The organism is Marinoscillum sp. 108, from assembly GCF_902506655.1.
Lineage (GTDB): Bacteria > Bacteroidota > Bacteroidia > Cytophagales > Cyclobacteriaceae > Marinoscillum > Marinoscillum luteum.
This window is the reverse complement of record NZ_LR734819.1, coordinates 122,492-148,343: the sequence shown is the minus strand read 5'-3', so window position 1 is coordinate 148,343 and position 25,852 is coordinate 122,492. Positions and strand designations below refer to the sequence as shown.

The 25,852-nt window shown below is 46.1% G+C and carries 22 protein-coding genes; 5 read left to right on the top strand and 17 right to left on the bottom strand.

What is annotated here, in order from left to right; translation table 11 throughout:
* Positions 1-5 precede the first annotated feature (5 nt).
* The 3 genes from GV030_RS21240 to GV030_RS21230 are packed head-to-tail and all read right to left on the bottom strand — an operon-like array spanning position 6 to position 1,734.
* Entirely contained in the window at positions 6-794 is a 789-nt protein-coding gene (locus tag GV030_RS21240; protein WP_159585481.1) for a pseudouridine synthase, read from the bottom strand.
* Positions 791-1,354: an SMC-Scp complex subunit ScpB gene (gene scpB, locus GV030_RS21235; protein WP_159585479.1), complete on the bottom strand. Its 564-nt coding sequence runs from the start codon at positions 1,352-1,354 to the stop codon at positions 791-793. The genes GV030_RS21240 and scpB overlap by 4 nt, the downstream gene beginning before the upstream one ends.
* Positions 1,354-1,734 (bottom strand): TraR/DksA C4-type zinc finger protein, encoded by a 381-nt coding sequence (locus GV030_RS21230; protein ID WP_159585477.1) that lies wholly within the window; start codon positions 1,732-1,734, stop codon positions 1,354-1,356. The genes scpB and GV030_RS21230 overlap by 1 nt, the downstream gene beginning before the upstream one ends.
* 69 nt (positions 1,735-1,803) lie before the next feature.
* Between GV030_RS21230 and GV030_RS21225 the strand changes: the two genes are divergently transcribed.
* The 3 genes from GV030_RS21225 to GV030_RS21215 all read left to right on the top strand — a co-directional run bounded on the left by GV030_RS21225 (position 1,804) and on the right by GV030_RS21215 (position 6,057).
* Complete coding sequence (locus tag GV030_RS21225) at positions 1,804-2,814, top strand: isoaspartyl peptidase/L-asparaginase family protein (protein ID WP_159585475.1); 1,011 nt, start codon at positions 1,804-1,806, stop codon at positions 2,812-2,814.
* A 48-nt stretch (positions 2,815-2,862) separates the two neighbouring features.
* Positions 2,863-4,491, top strand: coding sequence for a hypothetical protein (locus tag GV030_RS21220; RefSeq protein WP_159585473.1), 1,629 nt, complete (start codon positions 2,863-2,865; stop codon positions 4,489-4,491).
* Positions 4,492-4,581: 90 nt separating this feature from the next.
* Positions 4,582-6,057 (top strand): M28 family peptidase, encoded by a 1,476-nt coding sequence (locus GV030_RS21215; RefSeq protein ID WP_159585471.1) that lies wholly within the window; start codon positions 4,582-4,584, stop codon positions 6,055-6,057.
* A gap of 361 nt (positions 6,058-6,418) precedes the next feature.
* On the opposite strand, the gene GV030_RS21210 is transcribed toward GV030_RS21215, so the two are convergent.
* A complete protein-coding gene (locus tag GV030_RS21210; protein WP_159585469.1) occupies positions 6,419-6,715 on the bottom strand; it encodes a GNAT family N-acetyltransferase in 297 nt (98 codons plus the stop codon).
* An 82-nt stretch (positions 6,716-6,797) separates the two neighbouring features.
* Positions 6,798-15,257, bottom strand: a complete 8,460-nt coding sequence (locus GV030_RS21205) for a lamin tail domain-containing protein (RefSeq protein WP_159585467.1) — start codon at positions 15,255-15,257, stop codon at positions 6,798-6,800.
* Positions 15,258-15,332: 75 nt separating this feature from the next.
* On the opposite strand from GV030_RS21205, the gene GV030_RS21200 reads away from it, so the two are divergent.
* Together GV030_RS21200 and GV030_RS21195 are read left to right on the top strand one after the other, a co-directional pair.
* Positions 15,333-16,325, top strand: a complete 993-nt coding sequence (locus GV030_RS21200; RefSeq protein ID WP_159585465.1) for an aspartate-semialdehyde dehydrogenase — start codon at positions 15,333-15,335, stop codon at positions 16,323-16,325.
* Between the two features lie 80 nt (positions 16,326-16,405).
* Complete coding sequence (locus GV030_RS21195; protein ID WP_159585463.1) at positions 16,406-17,590, top strand: hypothetical protein; 1,185 nt, start codon at positions 16,406-16,408, stop codon at positions 17,588-17,590.
* On the opposite strand, the gene GV030_RS21190 is transcribed toward GV030_RS21195, so the two are convergent.
* From GV030_RS21190 to GV030_RS21135, 12 genes are read right to left on the bottom strand one after another with little or no spacing between them, the layout of a single operon-like run.
* The gene (locus GV030_RS21190; protein WP_159585461.1) at positions 17,583-18,188 is read right to left on the bottom strand and encodes a class I SAM-dependent methyltransferase; all 606 of its coding nucleotides are present in this window, start codon (positions 18,186-18,188) and stop codon (positions 17,583-17,585) included. The genes GV030_RS21195 and GV030_RS21190 overlap by 8 nt on opposite strands.
* Positions 18,185-18,988 (bottom strand): hypothetical protein, encoded by an 804-nt coding sequence (locus GV030_RS21185; protein WP_159585459.1) that lies wholly within the window; start codon positions 18,986-18,988, stop codon positions 18,185-18,187. Before GV030_RS21185 ends, GV030_RS21190 begins: the two co-directional genes overlap by 4 nt.
* A 23-nt stretch (positions 18,989-19,011) precedes the next feature.
* Entirely contained in the window at positions 19,012-19,905 is an 894-nt protein-coding gene (atpG, locus tag GV030_RS21180) for an ATP synthase F1 subunit gamma (RefSeq protein ID WP_159585457.1), read from the bottom strand.
* A 13-nt stretch (positions 19,906-19,918) separates the two neighbouring features.
* The gene (atpA, locus tag GV030_RS21175; protein ID WP_159585455.1) at positions 19,919-21,496 is read right to left on the bottom strand and encodes a F0F1 ATP synthase subunit alpha; all 1,578 of its coding nucleotides are present in this window, start codon (positions 21,494-21,496) and stop codon (positions 19,919-19,921) included.
* Between the two features lie 37 nt (positions 21,497-21,533).
* Complete coding sequence (gene atpH / locus GV030_RS21170; RefSeq protein ID WP_159585453.1) at positions 21,534-22,079, bottom strand: ATP synthase F1 subunit delta; 546 nt, start codon at positions 22,077-22,079, stop codon at positions 21,534-21,536.
* Between the two features lies 1 nt (position 22,080).
* Positions 22,081-22,632, bottom strand: coding sequence for a F0F1 ATP synthase subunit B (atpF, locus tag GV030_RS21165; RefSeq protein WP_370519089.1), 552 nt, complete (start codon positions 22,630-22,632; stop codon positions 22,081-22,083).
* A 21-nt stretch (positions 22,633-22,653) separates the two neighbouring features.
* A complete protein-coding gene (gene atpE / locus GV030_RS21160; RefSeq protein WP_159585451.1) occupies positions 22,654-22,854 on the bottom strand; it encodes an ATP synthase F0 subunit C in 201 nt (66 codons plus the stop codon).
* A gap of 33 nt (positions 22,855-22,887) precedes the next feature.
* Entirely contained in the window at positions 22,888-23,928 is a 1,041-nt protein-coding gene (gene atpB, locus GV030_RS21155; RefSeq protein ID WP_159585449.1) for a F0F1 ATP synthase subunit A, read from the bottom strand.
* A gap of 19 nt (positions 23,929-23,947) precedes the next feature.
* Positions 23,948-24,316 carry a hypothetical protein gene (locus GV030_RS21150; RefSeq protein ID WP_159585447.1) on the bottom strand — a complete coding sequence of 123 codons (369 nt, stop codon included), beginning with the start codon at positions 24,314-24,316 and terminating at the stop codon, positions 23,948-23,950.
* A complete protein-coding gene (locus tag GV030_RS21145; RefSeq protein WP_159585445.1) occupies positions 24,313-24,546 on the bottom strand; it encodes an AtpZ/AtpI family protein in 234 nt (77 codons plus the stop codon). Before GV030_RS21145 ends, GV030_RS21150 begins: the two co-directional genes overlap by 4 nt.
* The gene (locus GV030_RS21140) at positions 24,503-24,919 is read right to left on the bottom strand and encodes a polymer-forming cytoskeletal protein (protein ID WP_159585443.1); all 417 of its coding nucleotides are present in this window, start codon (positions 24,917-24,919) and stop codon (positions 24,503-24,505) included. The genes GV030_RS21145 and GV030_RS21140 overlap by 44 nt, the downstream gene beginning before the upstream one ends.
* 19 nt (positions 24,920-24,938) lie before the next feature.
* On the bottom strand, positions 24,939-25,805 hold the full coding sequence (locus GV030_RS21135) for a M23 family metallopeptidase (protein WP_255465623.1): 867 nt from the start codon (positions 25,803-25,805) through the stop codon (positions 24,939-24,941).
* Between the last annotated feature and the right edge of the window lie 47 nt (positions 25,806-25,852).

The window sequence follows — 25,852 nt, the reverse complement described above, 5'->3', positions numbered from 1 at the left end:
CCTTTTTATTTTCTTCCTCCGGAGAGGTTTTTGAGCTGAACCACCTCTCTGGGGTCAAGGTGGCGATATTTGCCACGGGTGAGGTTCTTTTTGGTCAATGTACCAAACATTACCCGATCCAGCTTCACCACTTTATAGCCCTTGTGTTCGAAGATTCTCCTCACTATACGGTTTTTGCCAATGTGGATTTCTATACCCAGGACCATGCGATCATCAGTAACCACGGCCATCTCATCCGGCACCGCCAGTCCATCCTCCAGCTTCACACCTTTCAGGATATCATCAAAATCCTGATTGGTGATCGGTTTGTCCAGGGTCACCTGATAAATCTTCTTGATTTTATAAGACGGGTGAGTGAGCTTTTTGGCCAGATCACCGTCATTGGTAAATAGCAGTAACCCTGTAGTGGCCCGGTCGAGCCTTCCTACAGGATAGATTCTCTCATCACAGGCTCCTTTGAGCAGGCTCATCACGGTTTTTCTGTCGTGTGTATCGGTGACAGTGGTGATGTAATCATTAGGCTTATTCAGCAAAATGTACTGGAGTTTTTCTGTCTTCAGGGTTTTGCCTCCGTACACCACCTTGTCTGTAGACAGCACCTTTCGGCCCAGTTCGGTCACTACTTCACCATTCACCTTCACTTTGCCATCGGCTATGAGCTGATCTGCCTCCCGTCGTGAGCATACGCCCGCGTTGGCTATATACTTATTCAGTCGTATCTCCACTGGTGCGGAGCCTAATTCCTTCTTGACTGGCCCTCCTGTCTTTGGCTTAATTGGCTTTTTCCCTTTCATGCTTCTTCTTCCTTCCCTATAGTGTTTTCCTCCTGCACAAAATCCTTCGGTGTGGGCAGGTCCCTGAGTGAGTTAATACCGAAGTAGTCCATAAACTTATTGTTGGTGCCATAGAGCATCGGACGACCTATAGTCTCTGCCTTGCCTTTGATTTCGATGAGCTCCTTTTCCAGCAATTTATTGACCGCATAATCGCAGTTTACTCCACGGATTTGTTCAATTTCCGTCTTGGTGACTGGCTGCTTATACGCAATGATGGCGAGTGTTTCCATGGCTGAGTTGGAGAGTCGCCGCTTCGATTGTTGCTTAAGCAAAATACTGATACTTGCCTGATAGGCCGGTTTGGTCAAAAACTGATATCCACCGCCACTTTGCACCAAACCAAAGGAAAACTGCTCATCTTCATATTTTTCACTAAGTTTTGCGATCCCCCCACTAATGTCCTCCATAGGCACATCCGCCTCGAACATTTCCTTCAGACAAGACTGAATCTCATCTTCTGTGATTGGTTTTGGGGAGCAAAAGACCAGTGCCTCAATATGATTGGCGAGGTAGTCCATTACTTCTTCACATTCAGCTTAGCCTCTATCGAATGCATGGTGTGTGGCACCGCTCTCAATCGCTCTTTGCTGATGAGCTTACCAGTATCCACACAAACCCCGTAGGTGCCGTTTTTGATTCTGATCAACGCATTTTCAAGGTTATTAATAAACTTCTGCTGCCGTCCGGCCAATGTACTCAATTGCTCTTTCTCTGCAGTATCCGCCCCATCCTCCAGGGTCTTCACAGCACCGTGGGTCGCATCCGTACCCTCATCGGTATCTCGTGTCAAAGAACCCTTCAAAATGTTCAGTTCTTCTCTCGCTTTTGCCAGCTTCTGATGAATCAACTCTTCGAATTCCTTTAATTCGTCCTCTGAATATTTCGTCTTCTCAGCCATATCTTCAATTCTGTTTATTTTACCTAAAAATAAGCGCTAAAGTAACACAACCCAAGTAGATAAAAAATTATGAACTCCCTCGTGAATCGCAAACTGAACTTATTTCTACTGATCGTAGTAGCCTGTCTTTCTGGATGTAACACCACACCTGCTGAAAACACTCCCAATGAGCCCGTTGAACGTAAAATTGCAGTTGTCATTCATGGAGGTGCTGGCACTGTGAGTAGAGAAAACATGGATTCTGTAACAGAAGTGGCCTATCGGGCCAAGCTCGACGAGGCGCTTCAGGCCGCCTATACCATTCTGGAAGATGGAGGATCAAGTTGTGACGCCATTCAGGCCGCCATTGTGATGATGGAAAATTCTCCACTCTTCAATGCCGGCGTAGGAGCAGTCTTCACCGCCACCGGAGAAAATGAACTTGATGCAAGTATCATGCGTGGGGAAGACCTGAATGCCGGTGCTGTAGCCGGTGTAAAAACCGTCAAAAACCCCATTCTAGCGGCCTATCAGGTCATGATCAATTCACCTCACGTGATGCTGGCCCGCGAAGGAGCGGAACAGTTTGCCAAAGAGCGTGGATTGGAACTGGTGGATCCCAGCTATTTCAGTACAGATCCACGCAAGGCACAACTGGAAAAGGCTATCAAAAAAGTAGAAAAGGAGTATGGAACTGTTGGTGCCGTGGCTGTAGACCGGCAGGGAAATATCTGCGCGGCAACATCCACCGGCGGTATGACCAACAAAAAATGGGGCCGCATTGGGGACTCTCCCGTCATAGGAGCCGGCACCTATGCCAATAACAACACCTGCGGATTTTCCGGCACAGGACATGGAGAATATTATATCCGCACTGCCGCAGCGCACGACGTGTCGGCACTGATGGAATATAAAAACTTATCTGTGGAGGAAGCCGCTCAAACGGTGATGGACAAGATCACCAAAATGGACGCTCTGGGTGGCATGATCGCTATGGACAGGTTTGGTAATGTAGCCATGCCCTTCAACACCAGCGGCATGTACAGAGGATACCGAAAAGAAGGGGAAATGGCCGTGATCAAAATATTCCAGGGGGAGTAGTCCCTATCCTTAAATCTAACCAGACGGGCCGATTTCAGTTATACACTTATGCCTAAAATCATTTCGTTTAATGCAAAAAGAATTCTCATTATTTTAGGCATTCTGGTGCTCCTGAGTGGCATTGCTTTTTTAGTGGAGGCTATCGCCAAAAGGGAACTCCCTAAGCTACTGGGCGAGCAGGTTACTTATGAAAGTGTAACGCTGAGCATCCTGAACGGAGAGATCACCTTCACAAAACCCAGGGTGCAGGTAGACAGTGCGGAGAATCACGCTAACCTCAACATTCGGTCTGAGGCCCGTCAAATCTCAATTCATGGATTTAGTCTTTGGAACCTTCTACTCAGTCAAAAAATCAAAGTCAAAAAATTAAACATAGACAGTCTTTTACTCGGGATCGTGCTGCCCACCCTCCAGGCTTCCAAGACGGAGAAAAAGGAAATCAACCTCTTTGTGCGAGACCTTTTTAACCGGATAGAGGTGGAGCATTTCGAGATCAGCTCGGGTACTTTGGTGGTCCAGAAAAAAGGGAGCTATGATACCCTTTTGGCTATGAAAAAGATACATCTGTCAGCGTTTGGCGTTTTTGTAGACACTAGCACCGTCCATAATATCTTCCCGCTTGATTTTGATCAGTCTGAAACGAAAGTGAGCAAGCTCTATGTCAAGGCTGGTGAGGACTATACCCTGTCAGCGGATAATCTTCATATCCTTGACACCTCATTTTCTATTGAAAATATCCACCTAAAGCCTGTAGACTCCAGGTCCTCTTTTGTGCAGAAGCACCCCTATGAGAAAGTTCGGGTTGAGCTGCTTGCTCAAAAACTGTCGGCAGAAAAACTACTTTGGGACTTTATGGAAGACAGAACACTCAAGGTGCGTGCTGAAAGCACCCTGCTTGAGGCCCTTCAAATCAATGTCTTTAAGGACAAAACCCCACCGGCACCACAGCCAGAGACCAAACCCCTGCTGGCCGGATTACTAAGAGACCTCCCGTTCATTTTCACCCTGGATACTCTCCGCCTCAGAAACAGCTATATTCAATATGAGCAACTCCCAGTAGTATTCCCCCGTGCCGGAAAACTCTACTTTGATAAGGTTTATATGTCGGGATATCACCTGACCAATGACCCTGAAGAAATCCAAAAGGAGCCCATCACCATTCTGGATATTCAATCTGATTTTATGGGCAAAGGCGCACTCAAAACAACCATCTTATTGGATATGGGTTCAAACCGTCAGGAGTTTTCTGTCTCGGGAACACTCGGTGCCATGCCCATCACTTTTATCAATCAGACACTTGCCCCTCTCACAGGGGTGGAGGCTTCGGGGCAGCTCCATGGCATGGCTTTCGATTTTCGAGGTGACGAGTATTCGGCCAAGGGAAAGATGATCATGGAGTATTCAGACCTCAAGGTCAAAGTCTATGACCAAAACAGGGACAAGGTTTGGTTGAAAAGCATCTTTGGCAACATGATCCTTAACAGCAACAACCACCCGGACGACACCATGGGCTATCAGGAGGGTGAAATCTATTTTGTCAGGTATCAAAACAAAGGATTCTTCAATATGCTCTGGAATAGCCTCAGGGTAGCCCTAATGGACGTAACCATGCCATTCTATACCAATCCCGATTATTCAACCACAACTGCGGCCCCCAAATATCTACTTGATGACTAAAGAAGAACCACTGACATAAAAACTCCTTGCGGGAGAAAGAGTGTTCTTCTAAATTGGGCGTTCATTATTTAAATCATAAAGCATTCATCTATGAGAAAAGTTTTATACCTGATCGTACTCTTGTCTTGCACCATGGCTTTTGGTCAAAAAGACAAAAAAATCACCGAGAAAACCGTGAGCAAAGCCAGCATCCAGGCACATCTCAAATTTATGTCTTCGGATGCCCTGAAAGGAAGAGACACCCCTTCCCCTGAATTGGACATTGCGGCAGAGTACCTCAGAACACAGCTGGAGCTTTATGGTGTAAAACCGTTCGCAGAATTTCCAGATTACTTTCAGCCTGTGTCTATGAAGAAAATCAAAAAGCCTCAGACCGGTACCATCACGCTGGATTCAGCTACCTACACCATTGGCGTGGACTATCTTCTGATCAGTGGTGGGAATTTGGAATGGAATGGAGAGATTGCTTTTCTTGATTATGCCACCTCAGAAGAGCTTGAAAAAGCTGATGTAAAAGGAAAGATAGTCGTTGCCAACACAGGCGATGGGGAAGAGCAAAGCCCACGTGCCTGGTTTGCTATGTCCAGAGAGAAGAGAGCCAACGCCAAAGAAGCCGGTGCTTTGGGGCTCATAGAGCTATACAATTCTCCCCAAATTCCCTGGCAGCTACTGGTCAATTATCTGAGCCGCGACCAGGTCATTCTGGATGATGGCATAGAGGATGAGCGCGATGAATTTGCAGGTATCTGGCTGAATAATGCCAACAGGGAGGCTTCTCCTTCATTTGCCAATACCTCGAAACTAGATATCAAAATGGCTGGTGCTGGAGTGGAGCGCTTTGTGTCACAAAATGTGGTGGGGTATGTAGAAGGCACGGACCCTGTGCTGAAAAAGGATTATGTCACTTTCAGTGCACATTACGATCACGTGGGTGTAGGTAGAGCGGATAGCACCGGGGACGACATCTACAATGGCACCCGTGATAATGCTGTGGGTACTGTAACTGTGCTGGAAGCTGCCAAAAACCTAGCCATGTATCCGACCAAACGATCCTCGCTCTTTGTGATGTTTTGTGGCGAAGAGAAAGGGTTGCTCGGAAGTCAGTGGTTTGTAGACCACAGCCCACTACCACTCAGCGACATTGTTTTTTGCTTCAACAGTGACAATGGTGGATACAATAACACCTCCATGGCCACAGTGATCGGGCTGGACAGAACCACCGCCCAGGGACTGCTGGTAACGGCCATAGAGTCCTACGGACTCACAGCAGGAGATGATGCCAACTACAAAGAACAAGGGCTTTTTGACCGCTCTGATAACGTCAGCTTTGCTAAAAAAGGGATTCCTGCGCCAAGCTTTGGTATGGGAGTGGATGCTTTCGATGAGCAGGTGCTAAGAACTTATCATCAGCCTTCAGACGAATTTGACACCATCGACATGGATTACCTCTATACTTTCTACAGGGCTTATGTTTTTGCAGGCAGGAGCATCGGCAATATGAAAGAAACCCCGCTTTGGGTAGAGGGTGATAAATATTATGAAGTGGGTAAGGAGCTATACAAATAAATCCCTGCACTCGTCGAAAAGGTCATTCTACTCAAGTGGGATGACCTTTTTTATTGACCGAAACCCAATGTGAGGGTTGTGATGTTCAGAAAAAACCGAGGGCTTTGAAACATAATGCTGAATATACAGACTCCCTCGGCTTTAGCAGGCACGCCTTGTGCCGTCAGGAGTTAAAACAGCAATGATCCTCATATCCCTTATTGATCAAGGAGACTGGAAAGAGGTCAGACCAAAGGGCATAGAAAAAGCCGAGGGGTTTGAAACATAATGCGGTTAAACATAGTGACCCTCGGCTTTAAATCCTCAAGTGCCAAATCTAATGTTCTGTTTGGGAATTAAAAGCACTTTCTAAAAAAGAATTTTAAATAATTAAATCCTTGTACTCCGGATGTCTTTTCACATAGTCTGCGGCATATGAACAAGTGGTTTTCACCTTCATGTTTTGCTCACGTGCGAATATCAATCCAGCCTCCACGAGCTGACCAGCAATCCCCAGGTTTCTAAACTCTCTGGGTACTGAGGTGGCCGTAAAGTCAAGGTATTGATCGGCATGACGCACATACCTTAGTTCGGCGTTACTATTTCTTAATTTGATATAGAAAAGTTTATGAAAAAGATCGTGGACGATTCTTAAATGACTTGCTGTTAATGTACTCATAGTAGGACAACAACGAAACCACGGGTTTATTGTTCACAAATGGGTCATTTAAAACAAGTTAAGGATGTAAGAATCAGTAGATCTACCTACCTACGACCACCGTTTCCTTGAGTATTTGCTTGCTCCCACTGCCATCATACAATTCGAAAAAGACCACATAATAACCCATCCGCACACGGTCCCCGGCACCGGTGGTACCATCCCATCGCACAAAACCGGAGGTACCCAACGAAGTGCCTCTGGCCAGCTCCGCTACCGGCTGGCCCATTTGATTATAAACAGTGATGTTAGCAAACTGACCTCCTTTATCAAACTGATAATTGATGGTGGTGAAGGACTGATACGCGGGATTTGCACTCCCCGGCACAAATACCTTGGGATCTATCGTCACCCTGGCATTGGATGTCCGTGCCTCGAAGGCCTGAGAGTTGATATAGCCAGGAGTGGCATAGCCGGCGGCTGATGACGCAGAGGTCCAGTTGTTGGCATCCTGAGAAAGACCATCCGCTGAGATCCGCTCCAGTGACACCCCATCCACACTCTCTAAAAAACTCAGGTGAAAATCGTCCTCGTATGAAAACTGATCCACAATTTCTCCAGTCGGGCTCGATAATACCACCGTGCCCGCATCATTCGGTAGAGTAGGCAAGGAGCTAATCTGCAGGAATTGCTTATTTACGCCTTGCGGATACTGATTTTTCACAATCACTGAATCTGTAGTAATCGCCACAAATCCTCCCGGCTTCAAAATATATCGTTGACTTATCCATCTAGTCTGCAGATCTTCGGTTAATCTTCCAATGCCCCAGCCCTGCAGGTCGATGTACTTTTCTGAACGATTATGCACTTCCACAAAATCAACCCCCTCTGGCCTTGGATCAAATAAAATTTCGTTCAAAATCAACTCATCGGCGACAGCCTCATCTGGCAAAACCAGGCTGGCAGTGTTTTTCCTGATCTCATTTCCATTACAGTCGGTCACACCCATGACGGTCAGGCCATAGGACTGATTCACCTTGAGCTCCCCATTCAAAGCCACCTTCACCTCGGTCCTGTCTGCATTGAGGATGGAAGTGTGATAGGAGAGTTCCGGATCAAACGAGAGCTCAATGGACGCTGTAACATCCGGATCCAACCCCTCATCAAAAATCAAAAGCACAGTGTCAGCTGCAATGGCGAATGCACCGGTCAGATTAGGCCCAAAATTATCCGGTACCCTCTCCTTGTTTGAATTCTCCTGCCCCGGAGTACCTCCGGCAGAGGCCATGCTACTTCCCCAATTGAGCGAACCGCCACATGGATTGGAAAGATCTTTCATTTCCAGACTATAGCCACCACCTGACTTCTCATCGCTATCATGCCAGTCGTCACTGTAGGTAATCTGAAAAACAAGTTGACTACCATACCAGAGTGACAATGACTCCCCTGTATTATTGAGGGTGGCCCAGCCACTGACCGCAGACTGATTGGTCACCTCCCCATAGAGGCCCAGAGAAGACGAAGGAGTGAAGAACCAATAACCTCCGGGTGGGATCACCACAGCGGGTAATGTCACTGTATTGGTCGCATCGTGAAGCTCCACATCTTTTAGCGTAAGCAACCTGTCAGAGGCGTTATACAATTCAAAATATTCGGAATTGGGTAACCCCGCCACCGGCTCCGGATCTGCCATGATCTCGGTGATCAAAAGATCGTTAAACCCGGGAATATCACCCAGTCCTACGACGAAAGTTCGGGCGGTCATAGGATTTCCTGAACAATCAGAGGGGCCTGATAGCCCAACCTCTACGCTCACTCCTTTCGGCAAAGGGCTACTGAGGAGTACTTCCAGTATAGTGAAATCTTGATCTACCAGCCGTGTCTCTGAAACCGATAAGCCGGTGATATCTGCTCCAAGTAACGACTCGCCATCCATTGATTCACTGAATGTGAAGCGGATGGTCGTCTCATCCAGCACCTCCAATGAAATCACTATTGGAGCCTCACTGTCAGGCTCCAGGCTATAGACGGAGTTTTGCCGACCAGGTGTTCCGCCGCTGGGATCATTGGTCTCTGACCAATTGGCTCCTCCAGGGCAAACCCCGAAAGGGTTAATGAGCTCCAAAGAGTAACCACCATCTGATTTCTCTGAATTTTGATACCAGTCATTGGAATAGGTCACTGCCGCTATAGTGACATCTTTAAAAAGAGAAAGCGCTTCTCCAGTGTTATTCAGTGATGGCCAGCTGGTCACCCCCACAGTAAGACCATAAGAAGAAAAGGCCGCCACCTGCGTAGACGGACAAAGAATAAAATAAGTACCCCCCGGCACATTCACATCCGGCAGGGTAGTAGAACTTGTGGCATCCCGCAAGCGAACTCCGCTCAGACTGATCAGTTCGTCAGTGGCATTGTAGACTTCTATAAACTCGCTATTCGGCAAGCCTACCACCGGGTCGGGATCGGCCATGATCTCGGTAATGATCAAGTCTCCAGATACTGGCGCCCTGCCAAAACCAACGGATATCGTCTCAGGCTCCATTAGGTTGCCGCTGCAATCTGACGCACCTGAGATCGTGATCTCCACCAGTGAGCCCTTTGGCAGAGGATCCGACAAGGTGATTTGTAGCTCATCGAAATCAGCTGTGGTCACCACTCTCGAGGAGAGGGTCACCCCTTCGACGGTTGCTCCCATCAGGGAGGCACTATCCATAGGCTCACTGAAGGTGAAGCGGATCGTGAGCTCATCAGGAGTACTATAAGACTTCAACACTGGCACTTCACTATCCGGCTCCAAACTATACACAGAGTTTTGGCGACCAGGTGTTCCTCCGCTCGGATCAGTGGTCTCTGACCAATTGGCACCCCCAGGGCAAACCCCGAAAGGGTTAATGAGCTCCAAAGAGTAGCCACCATCTGATTTCTCTGAATTTTCATACCAGTCATTGGAATAGGTCACTGCCGCGATAGTCACATCTTTAAAAAGAGAAAGCGCTTCTCCGGTGTTGTTAAGTGATGGCCAGCTAGTCACCCCCACAGTAAGACCATAAGGAGAAAAGGCCGCCACCTGCGTAGACGGGCAAAGAATAAAATAAGCACCCCCCGGCACATTCACATCCGGCAGGGTAGTAGAACTTGTGGCATCCCGCAAGCGAACTCCGCTCAGGCTGATCAGTTCGTCAGTGGCATTGTAGACTTCAATAAACTCGCTATTCGGCAGGCCTACCACCGGGTCGGGATCGGACATGATCTCTGTAATGATCAGGTCCCCTGGTACTGGCGCCCTACCAAAACCAACGGTTATCGTCTCAGGCTCCATTAGATTACCACTGCAATCAGATGCGCCACTTACCTCCAGCTCATAGGTTTCACCTAAAGCGACAGGCGTAGATAATGAGAACGTCAGTTCGGTGAAGTAGTCACCCCCTACAGTTCTTTCTTCGATTTCAAACCCGGTCATGGTGATGATCATGGTGAGAAGGGATGAGCTATCCATGGGCTCATCGAAACTGATCTGAAACTGGCTGGTAGAAAGGGCCATAAAGCCCTCGATCATTGGCAAATCTGCATCCGATCCGGTCCGATACCCGGAATTTTCCTCCCCCGGGCTTCCTCCCAGCGAGTGGGTAGAGGCCTGCCAGTTGATGGCCTCCGGGCACATTCCCCAGGGATCAATACGCTCCAGGCTAAACCCTCCATCATCTTTCAATGGATCTCCATACCAGCTGGTTTCATAATTCACGTCATCCACCAGGTCTCCAAAAATGGTTTTTAGTAAAACATGGTCCCCGGTATTTCCCAAAGATGGAAAACCCGATATCCCCAAAATGTTAGACCCTGAAAATAATGACTTACTGGAAGTCGCCACTATTAGCACATAACTTTCGGGATCAAGGACATATGCGGGGAGAATGGTTTCTACAGATGGATCTCCAATTTTCAGCCCTCTAAGGTCATAGGCTTGACTACTGGCATTGAAAAGTTCAATATACTCCACCTCAGGAAGACCGACCGCCGGGCTGGGATCAATCATCAGCTCATTGATCACAATATCGCCATATGCCGGAAACGCCGGAGGTTGGTAAGAAAAGGCAACCGTATCCTGCACACTGTAATTACCCGCAACATCCGAAATCGGAAGAATCAAAAGATCGTAACCTACCCCTACCTCCAGGCCATTGTCGAAATCAAGTAAGGCGCTATGATCATCGACCACTGTGATGGCCGCAGGATGACCTTTGCCCAACAACCGATAATTGCTGATGGCCTTGAGAGAAGACTCATCCATGGGCTCGGTAAAAGTCAGTGTCAATTTTCCCAGATACTCACTTTCCAAATCACTGACTTCCGGTTTTTGTGTATCCCTCTCTACAGACAATCGATAATCAGGCAAACGCCGACCAAACTTATCTGAAATCCCGGCCCATTCAAGCATCAATGGCACATTGGGTTCCAGGGGTGTCGACAATAATACCCGTACAGAACCTGGCTCCTCAGGATCAATATTCACCAAACTGATGCTATTCCCTTCTATGGTAAAGACTGTCTTACTCATAGAAGAAAACTCCGTATCAAATCTTACCCAAAGGGTTTGCTCATCCAGTAAATCATAGCCCTCAAAATAACTGGTGAACCGGGTGGAAACGAACGGACTCAGCACTAATTCATTGTTAGCTCCCTCGATCACATCACCGGTGAGCTTCAGACTATCTCCCTCTGTAAATTTCTCATCCACGGTAAATACCGCGCTATAGTCATCTCGTTGACTTACTTCGGCAATGGTAAATCCATCCAGGGAATAGCTGCTCTTTTCAAAGGCAACAGGATTCATAGAGTGGCTATAGGTCAACACAAAAGAAGAATCCGTTTCAGGCACAAGACTCACCATGTTGGGATTCTGAGTATTGACCAAAATAGTGTCAGCATCAGAAATGTTCCCCACCTGATCTGATAGGCCAATAGCGATCAACTGTCCCTCTGGTTTACTCTCAATAGAAGAAAAAGTCAGGACCACCTTCGCTGAATCCGGACCTAAGAGTTCCGCGGCCAGAGGGTTTTCTCCTTCCATGGTATAGTTCGTTAGTGAGGTCGCAGAGCCTAAAGACACCTTTTCAGAAAAAGAAATTTTCAATCTCTCAGGATCAATGAGTCTCACCATATTGATAGAAGGAGGGCGTGGGTCATAGGTAAAATCCACATTCCGGGTGGTAGTAACTTCCACTCCGTAGCGGTCTTTCATGCCTTTTGCTGAAAGGCGCTTTTGTCCTTCAATTTCAAAGTGATTGGCAAAAGTGAGCTCATACTCCGTATCGCTCAGTTGGAGGATTTCAATGGGCTGCTCATCATCTTCCAATTCATAATACGATGAGGTAGTGGCGGTTTGCACCTCCATCGGCTCACTCCAGGTGATGATCAATTGGGAGTCATTTTTCACCAACAGGGAAGCGATGGTTGCGGCTCTGGTGTCATATTTAAAAGTATATGCTGGAGTGACTAAAGAACTATTGTCTATCGACTTTTTAATGTTTGAAATAAAAATTCTCAGGTCCTTATTCTCAGAGAAATTGGCTCCAAAGGCCAAATGGACCAACTTCGGGTCCGACTCACTCAGGGCAATTTCCACAGGTCGACTTTTGGCATCCTCCAGCCAGTAATTGACAAAACTAGTGGCCGAAGTGCTTTCCAAAGCTTCAGTAAACCTTAATGCCAGCAGGTTGGGAGCTACCACATAGGCCGTGTCAATTTGATCCTGGTATTCAAAAAAGGCGTTAGCGGAAACCAGAGCATTTCCAAGTGTATCCTCAAGCTGGCTATAAGTCAGTGAATAGTTCGCTTCTAGCTCAAACTCCTCATTGAAACTAACATGGACGCGGTGAGTCGCAGAGTCTTGCAACAATGCCTGATCCACTGTATAGCCAGTAATCGAATAGTTGGCTTCATCTTCAGCTATGGCTTCATTGAGTGGTTCAGAAAAAATCAAAGCAACCGTCTGGGAGGTCAATACCTGTACCCGACTGAACTGGGGCGGCCGAGTATCATGATAAAAGGAGATATTCTGATCAGTCAGAATGTTTCCACGGCAATCCGAGACATTGGAAACGGTCAGTGTATACGAACGCTCAGAAATCAGATCTGCGGAGAGCTGTAGTGAAAAGGTGGTGTAACTAACTGCCGATACCGAAGTGAAAGCATATCCTTCCAGGTCAAACGATTCAGTAGTCACACTTGAAGCCTCCATGGGCTCAGAAAACACCAAAGTCAATTGATCATCGCTAAGGGCAGTCACCGAAAGAAGCTGTGGAGCGCTGGTGTCCTGGTCATCAAAAACAGAATTTTGCACCCCAGGTGTGCCACCATTCGAGTGCACAGAGGCTATCCAGTTTTGGGAGTCGGAGCAGGGTTGTAACGGGTCAATAAGCTCCAAGGCATATCCACCGTCATCTTTTGCGTCACTCCTATACCAACTCAAAGCATATGTGACACTGTCCAGAAGGTTGCCAAACTGGTCCCGCAAGTACACCGTCTCACCAGAATTGGTCAGGGCATCAAAACTTGTAATGGCTATTCCATTGGTCACACCAAAAGTCGCGAGGTTGGAGTCATCCGTAAGCAAAGCATAGGCCCCCGGCTGAAGGATAAAAGAATCCAGAGGTTCGTCGTTCAACTCAAATCCCTCCAAATTGATACTAAAAGAACCGGGGTTATAAATTTCCACATACTCCGCATCGGGCAGACCAACAACAGGAGTGGGATCGGCCATGATTTCTGTAATGAGCAGTTGACGATAGTCTGATGCTTTGGAGATGGCCAACTGAGCAGACAATTCTGATGGTTCGGAATTCTGAATCAGGTTTGAAATGCCTGTGATGGAAAGGGTGTAGACACTGTTATAGAGTTCATCCCATGTGAGAGTGACTTCTGACAGGTCTTCGGAGGAGCGAGATGCAAGAGTAGGACTCCCCATTTCAGACAAAGAATAATTTCCAACCATCTCAGCTGTGGCCTGGTCCACCTCCTGGTTAAATGTGATTCGCACAGATTCATCTCCAATCTGCACCACAGAAACTATGTCCAAATGAAGATACGAGAAACTGATGGTGCTGTTTTCCGCAATGATATTTCCATCCAAATCCTCCACATCATTGATCGTCAACACGTAATTATCATCCGCCAAATTCTCAGAAAAAGTTAATTCCACGGACTGGCTCCCATCCTGCAATGTGGCGCTTATCGGGTTTCCTAAACCACCACTCAGCGAATAATTAAGAACATCCTCTGCAATGGTCTCATTCAAAGGTTTATTAAACATAACCAGGACAGTGCTTTGACTCTGTGCAGCAGCACTATCTATCACAACAGGGATTACAAATGTGAAATCCTCCGTCCCGGCAAAAACGCTGTTCCCGGTTTCATTTTGGATACCGGACAGTGTAAGCTCAAAAGTGGTCCCTTCGTATAATGAATTACTCAAAGTGAGTGTCACCTGAGAACGATCTTCATTCAAACTGACACCCGCTGGCTGCCCGATACCATTGTCAATGGTATAGTTGGTCAGGGTTTCTGCTGAAGTCTCCTCCAGATCATCATTAAAGGTGAGGAGCATCTCCGTCTCCGATAGGGTAAGTGCAGACTGTAACTGGAGCTGTGTATAAGAAAAGTCATATGTCGCATCACTATTCCTTGTCAGCGCAGAGGTTACGGTAAGTGTGTAATCTCCTGTGACCAATGGAGTACCACCATCGAGAGTGAGTGTGACAACCGAATCGCTTACTGAAGATTGGGTGGCTGAAGATACGGTATAGCCCGGCAACGTGTAGCTTCCAGTGGTCTCCGCATCCGTTTGGTCTATCGGCTGATTAAAATATACCACCACTTCCGTAGCAGAAAGAACCTCCACTGTGTCCATTTCCAATTGTGAAATCACCAGGTCATCAAACCCAAAATCATCATACCTTGAAGTGGTACTGTATTGAAAATAAACCCCAAAATAATTGGTTGAGGTATATGTGTTGTCCAAAACGGAGGCTTCGAGCTGGAAGTCCTGAGCTCCATTTGGGTCCGCATAGATTGTCCAGTTGCCCAATACGTCCCGAATCACCCTTATTCTCACTTCGCCTATAATGGAGCTGGAAAACCCCGTGGTTCCCTGAGCAATCTCCTGGACAGTGCCGGCATCATTCCGGAATAATTTGATATAATCGGCGCTGGTTTGTCCCATTTGAATAAAATAGCCCGTGGGATTGTCCTCCAGATCAAGCTTATCAGAAGTGAGATAAATCCTGAAAAAATTAGAGGTGGTACCATTGAAATTTAAATCCAAAAGAAACTCCCAGATAGTATAGTCCATTACCGAGCTGACCGTGGAAAGGTGGAGCACACTTGCCGCGTCACTGGGCCCGTTACTATTCAGTCTGTTTTCCTCCGTAACTACAAAATAGGAGTCATCTCCACTCCAGGTCGGGTCATTGGTGAAGTCGCCATCAGAAAAATTATCCGTCACCTGAGTATATCCGTACACACTATTAATGAGGATAATAAGTAAAAGAGTGGTTCTTAATGCCATCTTATATTAAATTCGCCGTTTGTTAAAAATAGGGAAATAAAAACCTGAAATAGTTCAATATAATATAAAATCATTATGAAGATTGCTGTAGTGGGAGCCACTGGCCTGGTGGGTCAGGAGATGCTGAGGGTCATTGAACAGCGCGAGTTGCCGTTCGATGAATTGTTGTTAGTTGCTTCGGAGCGTTCCGTAGGTAAAGAGATGACCTTCAAGGGCAAAACCTACAAGGTAATTTCAATGCAGGATGCGGTGGATCAAAAACCAGATGTAGCCCTGTTCTCTGCTGGTGGTAGTACGTCCATCACCTGGGCACCCAAGTTTGCAGAAAATGGCACCATCGTGATCGATAATTCTTCGGCCTGGAGAATGGATCCTACCAAAAAACTTATTGTTCCGGAAATTAATGGAGGTGTATTAAGGATCGACGACCGGATCATCGCCAACCCTAACTGCTCCACCATTCAGATGGTACTGGCCCTCGGGCCGCTGCACGAACGTTATACCATCAAGCGTATCGTAGTGTCTACCTATCAGTCTGTGACTGGCACCGGAAAAGCCGCTGTAGATCAAATGATGAATGAGCGTGCGGGCAAGGAAGGCGATATGGTCTATCCATATAAAATTGACATGAATGTGCTTCCTCACATCGATGTGTTTTTGGACAACGACTACACCAAGGAAGAAATGAAAATGGTGAATGAGACCAAAAAGATTTTTGGTGATGACACTGTACAGGTGACCGCCACGTGCGTGCGTATCCCTACCATGGGAGGTCACTCAGAGTCTGTAAATGTGGAATTTGAGGAGGAGTTTGATGTTGCTGAAGTAAAAGCACTTCTGAGCAAAGCTCCCGGTGTAGTACTGGAGGATGATCCTAAAAACAATATCTACCCCATGCCAATCAATTCGCATGGAAAGGATGAAGTGTTTGTAGGAAGAATCCGAAGAGACGAGACTCAGGAAAAAACCCTGAACATGTGGATAGTAGCAGATAACCTGAGAAAAGGTGCGGCGACTAATGCTGTTCAGATTGCGGAATTCATGCTGGAAAACAGCCTGGTGTTCTAATTAAAAGAATAGCCTATAAATTAGCGGTCTGAGGGATTAACCTTCAGGCCGCTTTTGTTTTGTACAATGGGGAGAAGTCTATGAATAATCTGGAATTTCTTGGTTCGGAAGATGTGCAGCAGTTTATGCTGGAAAATCAGCATTCAGATTTACAAAAGCTACTCCTCAACCCACCCCCACAGTTCAAAGATCAGGTGAAGCTGATAGTGGATCAAATACTCAGTCGACGAAAGGCCAAGGGTAAGCTTCCAGATTGGCTTGATCAACCTGGAGTCATTTTCCCACCTCCATTGTCTTTAGAACAATGCTCCAGTCCGGAAACTGCCGAATACAAGAGCCAATTGATGAGTGGGAAAATGCTGGTGGATCTCACGGGGGGTATGGGAGTAGATACCCTTGCCATGTCTCGGGAGTTTGACCATACCACCTATGTAGAGCATTCCGAATGGCTCTGTGACGTTTTCCAGCACAACCACCCTCTGCTGGGCAATGGGGCAATTGAAGTGGTTAATGCCAGTGCAGAAGACTATCTCAGTCGTTTTGAAAGTAGAGGCCACTTTTTCATAGACCCTGCCCGACGGGATGTCTCCAAAAAGCAGGTTTTTCATTTTGAAAACTGTTCGCCAAACGTTTTGGAGCTACTCCCTCTCTTTCAGTCTAAAGCCGACCTCCTGCTCATCAAAGCTGCACCGATGATTGATATCACATTGGGCCTGAAACAACTGCAGCATGTTCATCAAATACATGTGGTGAGTGTAAAGAATGAAGTCAAGGAAGTACTTTTTCTTTTAAACTTTAAGGAAATTTCTGAGCCTCTCATTAAATGCGTCAACCTCAGAAGTGAACACCCGGCATTGAGCTTTACACTCAGTGGAGAAAAGGACCTGGAAGTCACATTTTCATCCGTAAAAAGATACCTCTACGATCCCAATAGCGCGATCCTCAAAGCCGGCGCATTCAAGTCCCTAACGAGTATATACGACGTGGACAAACTCGCTCCCAATACGCACCTCTATACCTCAGACCAGTTGATCGAGGGCTTTCCAGGAAGAGTCTTTGAGGTAGTAGCGTCAGATGTCGGTAAAAAAGAACTCGGCAGACACTTGCCCGAATTGAAAGCCAATGTGGTCAATAAGAATTATCCCATTAAACCAGAGGAGCTCAAAAAGAAACTCCGACTGAAGGACGGTGGTGATTGGTTTGTGATGGGCTACCGCGACCTCCATGAGGTTCCGAGGATAGCGCTTTCCAAAAGAATCAGGTGATCCGGTTGGGTTGGTACACGCTGTAAAAAATCCATTTGTCACACAAAAAAGATTCTGACTTCTGCCCGAATTGTGCATTTCGAATGGCGCCATCTATGTTCAATAACGTCTTCCCTTCAAGGCTCGAAAACAGTCTAAAAAACAGGTACATCACGTGGATCAGGGAATTCTTCCACCATGAAGCTGATTGAAAATCGATGACATGCAATTCTCCGTTCTCCGTCAAATGCGTCCGGGCTTTGAAGATGGCACCTTCCAACTTCTCTGTACCAAAACAATCAAGAAAAAAGGGCATCACTATGGCATCGAACTTCTCGCTGGTTTCCCATTGAAAGAAATCAGCATGTACATAATCAACCCGTGGGTGTGAGCCTCTATTTCTACTTCTGGCAATCATTTTCTCCGAAAGCTCTAAAAAGACAATTTTCTCAACATCCTGAAGTGCATCGAGCAAAAGACCCGTGCCTCCCCCTACAATTAACACCCGGCTCTTGCCTGCAAGATTACCGACTGGCGCCTGTTGCACCTGATCCCATTGCGAACCAAACACCAAGCCGGCCAGTTGATCATAAATCCACGCCACCCGATCAAAACTCATAGCAGGAGGAATAAACCGGCGAGATAGAAAACACCATCGCCCACTACCCGGAATCGCTCAAACCTGGAGAAATAAGCCGGTGATGAATGAACCCACAGGAGCAAAACAATCATGGACATAAATAAAAGCTGAATGGGATTTCCAGTATAAAAGTAAATGCCTCCACAACTCAGGATCAAACTCAGCACAGTTACCCAAACCACGACTTGCACCTTTTGATCCCCCAGTCGAATCACCAGCGAATTGAACCCATCCCGGCGATCGGCACTTTCATCATACGCTGAGAATACTACTAGATTCAAAAAGGCTATGCCGGCAAGTTGGAGACACAAAATGAAATCGAGTAGCTCAATCTCCGTCATCGACAAGGGTGCCAAAAAAATTCCAGCCGCATAAGCTAATGCCACCAAAATTTCCTTCACCCATAGCGCTTTGAAAAAATACACGAGCATCAAATAAAGGATGCAGACCGCAGATAGCAGGGCACCATTTCTAATGATCACTACTTCCAGAAAGTGAATATTCACCAACGAAAGCGAAAGAACAAATCCGCCAACAAGCACCAGAGTGGAAAAGTGCTTCTTATGAAACCGGTGACGTTCACTTGAGGGGGTTGAGACTTTCCAGGCGTCTATCAGGTGATCTGTGGTATAGATCAACCAAATGGCCGAGCCAAGAGCAAGATAAACGTGCACCGAAAACTGAAGCGCATAGTATCGCTCCAGGTATAACAAAAAAAAGATGGCTCCCAGAACAATGTCCAACGAGAGCCATCTAAAATATTTATAGAGATGATCCATTTAACAGATCATTTGGTGTTCAATTATCCTCCCTGCGCGAGGGCTTCTGCTCCACCAACGATCTCCAAAATTTCTTTTGTAATCGCTGCCTGGCGGGTTCTGTTATAAGTCAACTTCAGCTCCTTAAGCAGCTCACCGGCATTGTCTGTTGCCTGACCCATAGCAGTCATACGAGCGCCCTGCTCCGAGGCATTTGACTCCAGTAAAGTCTTATAAAACTGGATTTTCAATGACTTGGGAATGATTTCAGAAAAGATAAATTTCTGATTCGGCTCATAGATATAGTCAATTGTCTCAGCCGGAGCATCATCTTCAGCAGATACATTTTGTACTGGCAAGAACTGCTCATTTCTGACAATCTGAGTGGCTACATTTTTGAACTCATTGTAGATAATCTCCACTTTGTCAAATTCACCTTCCAGAAATTCACTCATTACAAACTCTGCAGCTTCCAATGCATGTGCAAAATCCAGGTTTGAAAAAAGATGATGATAATCCTCTATGACGTTATATCCACGCTTTTTGAAATGATCGTAAGCCTTTTTGCCAATAGGCATGAGCATCAGATTACCTGCCGCTTCCACATCAGCATACTCCCTGGCCACCAAAGCTTTGGTGTGCTTGAAGATACTACTGTTGAAACCACCGCAAAGTCCTCTGTCAGAAGTCACGACTACCAACAACACCTTTCCGACTTCCTTTGCCTCAGCATATGGATTGTCCACCTGATCACTATCCACTCCGGCAGATACATTCTGAATGATGGCAGATAGCTTTTGAGAATAGGGGCGCATCTGAGTGATCCGATCCTGAGCTCTTCTCAGCTTTGCTGCTGCCACCATCTTCATAGCTTTGGTTATCTGCTGTGTCGATGTGACCGACTGAATTCTTCCTTTTACTTCCTTAAGGTTCGCCATTTCGGTTTATTGCTTAGATATATCGTGCTGCCAGATCCTTAGCCACCTGAGCCAGCACATCTGTAGATGAATCTTCCCACTTACCTGCTTTCAAGGCATCCAATACAGGTCTGTGTGCGTTGTTCAATATCGTCAGGAACTCCTTCTCAAAAGCTTTCACTTTATCCTCAGGCACTTTATCCAGGAATCCTTTGGTAGAAGCATAAATGATGGCTATCTGCTCCTCTACTGGAGATGGAGAGTACTGAGCCTGCTTCAAAATTTCCTGGTTTCTTCTTCCTCTGTCGATCGTTCGCTTAGTAGAAGCATCCAGGTCTGAACCAAACTTGGCGAAAGCCTCCAACTCACGGAACTGAGCCTGATCCAGTTTCAGGGTACCTGCCACCTTCTTCATGGATTTGATCTGGGCATTACCTCCCACTCGTGATACCGAAATACCTACGTTGATCGCAGGACGGATACCTGAGTTGAAAAGATTGGTCTCAAGGAAGATCTGACCATCTGTAATGGAAATCACGTTGGTCGGAATATAGGCCGAAACGTCTCCAGCCTGAGTTTCAATGATCGGAAGGGCAGTAAGTGACCCACCACCTTTTACTTTTCCTTTCAAGGATTCAGGAAGGTCATTCATTTGAGCAGCGATGGCGTCATTGTTGATCACCTTAGCCGCACGCTCCAAAAGTCTTGAGTGAAGATAGAATACATCTCCAGGGTATGCTTCACGTCCCGGAGGTCTTCTTAGCAACAGAGAAACCTCACGGTAAGAAACAGCCTGCTTAGAAAGGTCATCATATACCACAAGCGCCGGACGGCCAGTATCTCTGAAATACTCACCTATGGCCGCTCCTGCGAAAGGTGCGAAGAACTGCATAGGAGCAGGGTCAGAAGCCGCTGCACTTACGATGGTAGTATAGGCCATAGCGCCTGCCTTTTCCAAAGCCGCCTGAATACCTGCCACTGTAGAAGCCTTCTGTCCGATGGCCACATAGATACAATAAACCGTTTCTCCTCTATCGTAAAATTCTTTTTGATTGATGATGGTATCGATAGCCACAGCAGTTTTTCCTGTCTGGCGATCACCAATGATCAACTCACGCTGACCTCTACCCACAGGGATCATCGCGTCAATGGCCTTAATACCCGTCTGAAGAGGCTCACTAACAGGCTCCCGGTAGATTACACCAGGTGCCTTTCTTTCCAATGGCATCTCGAAAAGCTCGCCCTGTATAGCTCCTTTTCCATCAATTGGATTTCCAAGGGTATCCACTACACGACCACTCATGCCGTCGCCCACCTGGATAGAAGCAATTCTACCGGTTCTTTTCACGGTATCTCCTTCTTTCACACCACTTGATTCACCAAGAAGTACCGCTCCCACGTTATCCGCTTCCAGGTTCAATACCATCGCCCGCAGGCCATTGTTGAACTCCAAAAGCTCTCCGGCCTGGGCCTTCGTTAATCCATAGATACGAGCTACACCATCTCCTACTTGAAGCACGGTTCCGATTTCTTCCAGTTCAGCTTCTGTTTTTGAATGAGAGAGCTGTTCTCTTAAGATCGCTGAAACTTCATCAGGTCGAACATCTGCCATAATCTTATCCTTTTGTTGTCCTCTCGGACGGGTTTAATTAAATCGTTTCTTTTTGAAATTTAAGCTTCAGATCAGCCAGGTGGCCGCTCAAGCTTTCATCTATTTGCTGATCCCCCATTTGCAGGATATATCCTCCTACCAATTCTGGATTTACTTTTTCACTTAATAGAGGCTTCTTACCTGAAAGCTCTGTAACAAGCTTCTCAAAAGCCTTCTTCATATCCGCATCCAACTTCACGGTGGTAGTCACTGTAGCATTCTGATATCCCATTTTGAGATTATAGAGTACCATGAATTCCCTAGCAATCTCAGGGAGATATTTCTCTCTGTTCTTGCGAGTGACTATATCAAAAAAAGCAGCCGTTAGCGGGTTTACTTTTTTATCGAAAATCTGCTTCAAAATCTCAGCCTTTTTGAAGTTGGTGATGATGGGGCTCTTTAGCATGAGCACAAAGTCTCTATTGGACGCGCAGATGTCTGAAAAATTGACCAGGTCATTTTTCACTGCTTCCGTTACCTTCTTCTCATCGGCTAGCTCCAGTAGGGGCTTAGCGTATCTGGCTGCTATTCTGGTAATAGACATCTTAGTTTACTTTTACTTCTTTCAAAAATTTGTCGATGAGCGCTTTTTGCGACTTGTCATCAGACAATTTCTCCCTGAGCAATTTCTCAGCAATCTCAACAGACAGACCTGCTACCAGGTTTTTCACCTCCGCAAGGGCAGCTCTCTTTTCTGTTTCAATACTGGCTTTTGCTTCAGCAATCAGCTTTTCGGCGATCGCAGAAGTTTCACTCTTGGCTTGCTCTTTGATTTGAATTGCAGTATCAGTAGCCTCCTTTAGTATCTTATCACGCTCAGCTCTCGCCTCCTGCAGAAGGTACTCATTGTCAGATTTGATCTGCTCCATCTCTTCTTTTGCAAGATCTGCAGCTTTCAAGGCATCGTCTATCTGGCTTTCTCTTGCCTTCAGCGCTCCTGCTATTGGTTTCCATACGAAAACAGCAAGAATGAGAAAGACAATGAGGAAAACGACCGTTTGCCAAAATATTAATCCTATACCCGGGGTTACTAGTTCCACGTCAGTTTCGTTAAATGTCTGAAATAAAAATCTGGTCTTGATGCCTAATGCAAACAAGACCAGATCAATTTTGATTAATTAGCTTCCGATAGACATAAATCCAATTACAGCTGCGAAAAGTGCAACACCTTCAATCAAGGCTGCTGCAATGATCATCGCAGTTTGGATTTTTCCAGCGGCTTCTGGTTGTCTAGCGATACCGTCTGTTGCTCCTTTACCGATCATACCGATACCAAGACCAGCACCTAGTACTGCTAAACCTGCTCCAATTGCTCCCATTACTTTGTTATTTATATGGTTTAAAAAAAATTCTTAATGATGATGTTCTTCTACTGCCTGACCAAAATACATGGAAGATAGTAGGGTAAATACATAAGCCTGCAACAGTGCCACAAACAACTCCAGCAGGTTCATAACTGCCGCGAAAAGTGTGGCCGCTACTCCCACTGCAAAACTCTGTGCAATGAACGTCAAGCTTAATATGCTCAATATGATGATGTGACCCGCCGTGATGTTGGCAAAAAGTCGAACCATCAATGAAAATGGTTTCGTGAAAATTCCGATAATCTCTATAGGCCACAAGATGAGGTAGAGTGGAAACTTTGCCAACCAACCCATGCTATTGCCCAAAGGATCCAGGATGTGCATCCAATAAGTTTTTCTTCCTGACGCCAGTGTAATCACCAAACTGGCTACCGCCAGTATCAACGTTACCGCAATGTTGCCCGTAAGGTTGGCGGCTGCTGGCAAAAGACCCAGAAGGTTACCAAACCAAATAAAGAAAAACAGGGTAAGCAGGTAAGGCAGGTATCGTTCATACTTTGGCCCAATGTTAGGCTTCACTATCTCGTCCCTTACATATATAATGATGGGCTCAAAAAAGGACTGAATCCCTCTAGGTGCTCTGCCGGCATTCTTCTTATATCCCCTGGCCACTGCCATGAAGATCATGATCATTACCAATGCATTGATGAATAAGAAGAAAACATTTTTAGTAATGGAGAAATCCAAAACATGTGCTCCACTTTCCAGTGCAATGTGCTCATGCTCCATCACATACCCGTTGAACGGAACCACTTCGTGTTCTTCGTTGTAGAAGTTGCTGGAAGAAAAGATATCAAGTCCCTTCTCTTCACTGTAGATGATCACCGGAAGGTGCAAACTAAGGCCATGAAAAATCTCCCAGGAATGCGAATCCATGATGTGATGATTGATCATCTCACTGGGATCAAATGCTTCCCCTTCTACCGGATCTTTAGCATATCCAGTTTGGATTATTAAGAGTCCGAAAACGACTAGTAATAAACTGGATTTCAAAAACTTAGGAAAGGATGCGGTTTTCTCTTGACTCATTAGTAAAAGGGTTATCTCCTCAATTCCGCCGCAAGTTAGGTAATGCAGCAAATAATTCAAAGATTAAATAAACCAAATAGAGGACGATAAACTGAATCATGAGCGGCCGGATATTTTCCATTTTCATGATAAAAAGAATGGCCAAAAAGAAAAGACCTGTGAGAAACCTGAAAGTGATCCCGCCCAGCACATAAATTGGGGATTCCCAATTGGACTTTTCGCCCAATCGCAACATCCACCATACTGCCAGTGACTGTAGGTAAAAAAACAGAATCAGGGCAGGAAACTGCTGATGCAGGTAGGATTGAAACAGGGAATCGTTGAGAAAATAATAGATGAGAAGAAACGTCAGGGAGATCCCCGTTGAGATGATCAGGTATTTCTTCACGAGCTAAACTTTTTGATCAGGTAGACTATGGTTGCTGCTACTGAGAGAAATACTCCCAACAACAAAATCCATGGAAATACCGGGTCGGCCTTTTCATTGAGGTAATAACCACCCAGTATAAATCCCAGATTGATCGCCAGAAGCTCAAAGGTAATCCCTGAAATCCTGGCGTAGGTGTTGTCTACTTTAGGATTGTGCTTTGAGGAGGGATCCTTCTTCTGCTTTGCCAATTTTTATCTCTTTACTCTTCACACCCATCTTGCAACCACCGTTGAATACCGCGCCTGACTCTACGATCAGCTTATTGGTAATGATGTCTCCATCAATCACCGCAGTGGGTTTCAACACCAATACCTCTGTCACCTCTACTGTACCGGTAATATGTCCGGCTACTTCAGCGTTTTGTGCCAGCACACTTCCATCAACCTGAGAAGATTGACCAAAAGCTGCCTTCGACTTGGTTTTGATGTTCCCGATTACCTTCCCTTCTATTCTGATGTTCCCAAAAGTTTCAAGGCTTCCCTCGAGAATAGTCCCTTTGCCAATAATATTGCTCGAATTGCTCATTTCTTCCGCTACTTTCTGTTCCTGCTTGTTAAACATGGGTCTATGTTTTAGTTTTTTAAAAGGCCACGTATTCCTGGGGGTTCACCGGATTACCATTGTGCCACAGTTCAAAGTGTAAATGAGGCCCCGAAGTAAGTTCACCAGTATTGCCAATAATTGCAATAATTTCACCACCGCTGACAAAATTACCAACGTTTTTCAATAATTCCGAATTGTGCTTGTAAACAGAGATCAAATTGCCCCTGTGCTGAATTCCCAAAACGTAGCCACTATCCAGTGTCCATGAGGAAAAAATGACTACTCCGTCAGCCGCGCATTTTACCGGTTCGTTTTCTCTGGCTACTATATCTACCCCATAATGATCCTTTTTAGGGTTGAATCCATCGGTAATAATCCCCTCCATCGGAGTGAAAAGAAATAGCTCCCGAAACTCCTCCGAGCTGCTTGTTTCATAGGTCAGTACCCCAAGGTCCTGTTGCTCAAACTCCGCCCTAAATTGAGAGTCAATGGGAGGAATACTTTCCTGAAACCCAAGCTCACCTGGATTCATGGTGCTGTTTTCAGGGTCTTCCCCCATGGCCTGTAGGATATCTACGTCCCCGCCAATAATCATCCTGATGTTTTTCAGGTACTGATCCTTCACTGCCATTTCGTACTCCATGGAGTCTATCTTCATCGTGAGGTCCACCAGCTGTCTGTTAGATTGCATCATGGCATACCTGGGATCCAGCCATTGCTCCAGTACCACCGTGACCATATACATCGACACCACCAGGGTGATGATGAAAGCCACCGTTAAAATCAGGATCACCCTGGCGTAGTTGAAACTGATGGTCTTTTTCTCCGCGAAGTTCTCTTCATTTCTAATGATCAGAAGGTACCTGTTGGTAAGCCAGTTGGATAAAGTCTTTTTAGGAGCCAAATCAGCGAAATTTATGAAGTGTCAAATATATTGAAACCCTACTGTTT